The organism is Citricoccus alkalitolerans (assembly GCF_039528175.1).
GTDB lineage: Bacteria > Actinomycetota > Actinomycetes > Actinomycetales > Micrococcaceae > Citricoccus > Citricoccus alkalitolerans.
In genome coordinates this window covers 1028227-1032395 of the sequence record NZ_BAAALH010000001.1, presented here as the reverse complement: position 1 = coordinate 1032395, position 4169 = coordinate 1028227, and the positions used below count along the sequence as shown (strand labels likewise).

Below are 4169 nucleotides of genomic sequence, written 5' to 3'. Positions count from 1 at the left end.
CATTGATGCCGGCCGTCAACCGCGCGAGGCGGAGGCCCCGTGGTGGACCTTCAGCAGCCCCGGTTGCGCCGGTCAGAGGCCGAACTTGCCCTTCAGGACGTTCCAGCGGGCCGCGAGTCCCCACTGGGTCACGGACGTGACGGCCTCGGTGACGATGTTGCCGCTCATCTTGGATTCGCCATACTCGCGCTCCACAAAGGTAATCGGCACTTCGACGATCTTCTTGCCCATCAGGGCCGTGCGGAAGGTCATGTCCACCTGGAAGCCGTAGCCCTTGGACTGCACATCGTCCAGGTCGATGGCCCGCAGAGTGTCCGCACGGTAGGCCCGGTAGCCGGCGGTGACGTCGGTCAGATTCAGGCCCAGCATGACCCGCGGGTACAGGGAGCCGCAGATCGAGATCAACTTTCGGTGGGCGGGCCAGTTGACCATCTTGCCCCCCGGCACACGGCGTGAGCCGATGACCAGGTCGGCGCGATCGATGGCCTCGATCAGACGGGGCAGCTGCTCGGGCTGATGCGAGCCGTCCGCGTCCATCTCCACCAGGACGTCGTAGCCCTGGTCCAGGCCCCAGTGGAAGCCGGCGATGTAGGCTCCGCCGAGGCCGTTCTTCTGCGTGCGGTGCAGTACGTGGATCTGCGGATCGGCCACGGCAGCGCGGTCGGCCCAGTCACCGGTCCCGTCCGGTGAGGCATCGTCCACCACCAGCACATCGGATTCCGGCACGGCGACACGGAGTCGGTCGAGCGTGCGGGGCAGCGATTCGATCTCGTTGTAGGTGGGAATGATCGTCAGCAGGCGCATAGGCGAAGAAATCCTTTGGGAGTGTCCGATGGCATCGGGGGTCAAGTATAGGCCGGTCAGCCGTGCACGGTCTGGGCGGCGCTGATCACGTCCACGCCGGGGAGCGGTAGACCTCGGTGCCGTCCACCAGGGTGGCCAGGCATTCCGGTGCGGTGGTGCCCTCCTCGAGCACGGGCAGTAGGGGTGTGCCTGCCCGGGTGTCGGTGCTCCATGCAGCCACCCGTCCGTCCGGCGCCTGGACACTGAGGGCCTCAGCAGCCCAGATGCCGAACGTGGCCGGGGAGGAGGGCGCTATGCGGCCGGCCATGGAAAGACCAGACCCGATGGACATCGGGAGGGCACGCAGGCCGGCCTTGGTGGCGGCCGTGAAGCCGGACCGGGCGGAGATCCGCTGATCCTGATCGGCATGTTCGAGGCTCGCACGGATGGCGGACCATAGATCTGGGGCCCGGGTGCCACTGCCGAAGGACACCGGGACGGCGTTGGACAACAGAGAGGCGATCGGGGCGGTCAGGGTGCCGTCCGCATCCGGAACGGCCGTGAAGGACAGACTGTTCTCCGCCAGGGTCAGGATGGCGTCCTGCTCCATGGGGCCGTTCCAGGAGAGCCTGTGGCGGACCATGCCGAGGGCGGCGGTGCCCTGGGCCTCCGCCGTGGACCGGAGGGCGGAGATGACCGCGGCCAGTGCGTCCGGATCCTGAGGCAACAGGTACAGCTGGATGCCGGCGGCGGTGGCGGTGGCGGTCAATCGGGTCACGGCCGCGGCGTCCAGTCCCCCGGGCCCGACGACGGCCGACAGTCCGGCGACCGTATCGGCGGACACCACGGCCGCGATGTCTTCCGCCGTGCCGACCGCCTCGTCGGACCCGACGGCGCGGTAATGAATGGTCCGGGTGGCATTTGCCCCGGAGGCCTCGATGCCACAAGCGATGGACAGGAAGACGCCGGCGGAGCCGGCGTGGGCAGCGTGCGTGAGCGAGCCGGCGTCGTGCGCGTGAAGGTCCGTGGGGTTCCGGGCCAGGACGAGGGAATCCACAAAGGCGGGCACCACGAGCGCTCCGCCCAGATCCACGACCTGCCAGTCGGCTCCGGAACGGGCGCGCATTGAGGCTGCCGTGTCCTCGGCGCCCACCCAGGCCACGGAACCGGAGTCCACCAGCATGGCGGTGGCGTACGGATCGGCGGTGGAATGGAGGGTCCCGTTGACGTAGAGGGTGCTCATCCCTCCAGACTATCCACACCCGAGTAGGCCACGACGCCGCGACGGACGAGATCCGTAGCACGTCGGCACTGGCCGGAGAGCCCGGGGCGGCCTGGCACCTTGGCCAGCTGGTCCAGCAGGTCGATCACCTGGCGGGCCCACCGGACGAAGTCGCCCGCCGCGAGGTCGGTCCCCTTGAGCGTGTCCCTCAGGTTCCGGCCGCGGGCCCACCGGTGGATGGGCCAGACGAGTCCGGGGTCCGGCTCTGCGGTTGGCTCAAGTTGGGCCCCGCGTTCGGCCAGTTGGAGGTCGTACCAGTGCTCGGCGGTACCCTCCAGCACGTGTTGGAGGGCGGGGGTGGGCATCTGCGGGACGCCGACATTCTCGGCCCCCTTGGCCTGGAACACCAGCAGGGCGGCGAGGCCGGCCAGCTCCTCCGGATCGAGACCGTCCGCCAGCCCGTCCTCCAGGACCAGGGAGGTCAGCAGGTCCCGTTCACCGTAGATGCGCCGCAGGGTCTGCCCGGCGGCGGTGACGCCGGGTGAGTCCTCGGTGCCGGCCACGGCTCCGGGCACGGTCCGGGTGCCGTCCCCGACAGCCACGTAACCGTAGGTCGTCAGCAGGCCCACGAGCCGGTCGAACGCCTTGGCGATGGTGTTGGTCCGGCCCTGGATCCGGGCGGACAGTTGGTCGATCTCCCGGCGCAACTTCCACCAGCGTTCGGCCCAGCGGGCGTGCTCCTCGCGGTCCTTGCAGCCGTGGCAGGGGTGGCGTTCGAGCTGGCGTCGCAGGTCCTCAACACGGCCGGTGCTGCCATCGTCCTGGAATCGGAACCCAGCCGCGGTGCGCTGACCCGGCGCCGGACGGTGTTCGCGCAGGGCCGTGCGCATGGCGGCGGCGATGTCCTTTCGCTGTGTAGGGGTCTTGACCTGGATGTTCTGTGGCAATCGAGCCCCGCCGACCGGGTCCACGGGCTCCGTCACATCATCCGTGCCGATCCGGCGCAGTTGCGCCTCCTGTGTGATGATGCCCACTCGGGGGTTGGCCGGGTTCCCGGCGGGGAACACGACGACGGCGGTGCCCAACCGACGCGGGCCCGGCACCTCGATGATGTCCCCCGGCAGCAGGTTGGCCAGGGAGTCCTTGACGGCCCGTTGGCGGGCGCGGTTGCGGCCCTTCGACGAGTCCTTCTCCGCCTCCGAGAGCTCTTTGCGCAACCGGGCGTACTCCGTGAAGTCGCCGAGGTGGCAGGTCATGGACTGTTCGTAACCGGCCAGGGACTGTTCCCGGGTGCGGACCTCCCGTGCCAGTCCGACCACCGAGCGGTCCGCCTGGAATTGGGCGAAGGAGGACTCCAGGATGGTCCGGGAGCGCTCGAGGCCGAACTGGGCGATGAGGTTGACGGACATGTTGTAGGTGGGTCGGAACGAGGAGTTCAGCGGATAGGTCCGGCGGGAGGCCAGCCCGGCCACGGCCGCGGGGTCCAGGCCCGGACGCCAGAGGACCACCCCGTGGCCCTCCACATCGATGCCGCGCCGCCCGGCACGTCCGGTCAGCTGGGTGTACTCCCCCGCTGTGATGTTCACGTGGGCCTCGCCGTTGTACTTCTCCAGCTTCTCCAGGACCACGGTCCGGGCCGGCATGTTGACACCCAGTGCAAGCGTCTCCGTGGCGAAGACGACCTTGACGAGCCCGAGGCCGAAGAGTCTCTCCACCACTTCCTTGAAGGGTGGGAGCATCCCGGCGTGGTGGGCCGCGAACCCCCGGGACAACCCGTCGCGCCAGCCCCAGAAGCCCAGAACGTCCAGGTCCTCGGCCGGCAGGGACTGACCGGCCTCGTCGACCATCGCCTGGATCTGCTGTTTCTCCCCCGGCGTCGTCAGGTCCAGCCCGACGGCCAGACACTGTTCCACGGCGCCGTCACACCCCGCCCGGGAGAAGATGAACGTGATGCAGGGCAGCAGACCCTCCCGCTCGAGCACACGGACCATGCCCGGGCGGGAGATGCGGAGCTGTCCGTGGTGGCGCTGGGGGTCCCCCGGCCGACCACCGTCGGAGGAGGCCTGCGAGGGAGCGGACGCGCCGCCGCCGTAGCGGGTGGTGGAGGTGTGCTCGCCCCGGCCATAGGGGGCCGGGCCGGCCCCCCGGCGGTTCCGGGGCTGGC

General features: G+C 69.7%; 3 protein-coding genes. All 3 read right to left on the bottom strand.

The features are described from left to right. Positions 1-72: 72 nt before the first annotated feature. Positions 73-804: a polyprenol monophosphomannose synthase gene (locus tag ABD134_RS04610; RefSeq protein WP_344227094.1), complete on the bottom strand. Its 732-nt coding sequence runs from the start codon at positions 802-804 to the stop codon at positions 73-75. A gap of 85 nt (positions 805-889) precedes the next feature. Beyond that, positions 890-2026, bottom strand: a complete 1137-nt coding sequence (locus ABD134_RS04605; RefSeq protein WP_344227093.1) for a hypothetical protein — start codon at positions 2024-2026, stop codon at positions 890-892. Beyond that, a partial coding sequence (locus tag ABD134_RS04600; RefSeq protein ID WP_344227091.1) for a DEAD/DEAH box helicase occupies positions 2023-4169 on the bottom strand: 2147 nt, incomplete at its 5' end. The genes ABD134_RS04600 and ABD134_RS04605, both read right to left, overlap by 4 nt.

Bases quoted from the DNA above. Each gene is read 5' to 3' on its own strand.
- ABD134_RS04605 (WP_344227093.1), bottom strand. From the start codon at position 2,026: ATGAGCACCCTCTACGTCAACGGGACCCTCCATTCCACCGCCGATCCG.
- ABD134_RS04610 (WP_344227094.1), bottom strand. From the start codon at position 804: ATGCGCCTGCTGACGATCATTCCCACCTACAACGAGATCGAATCGCTG.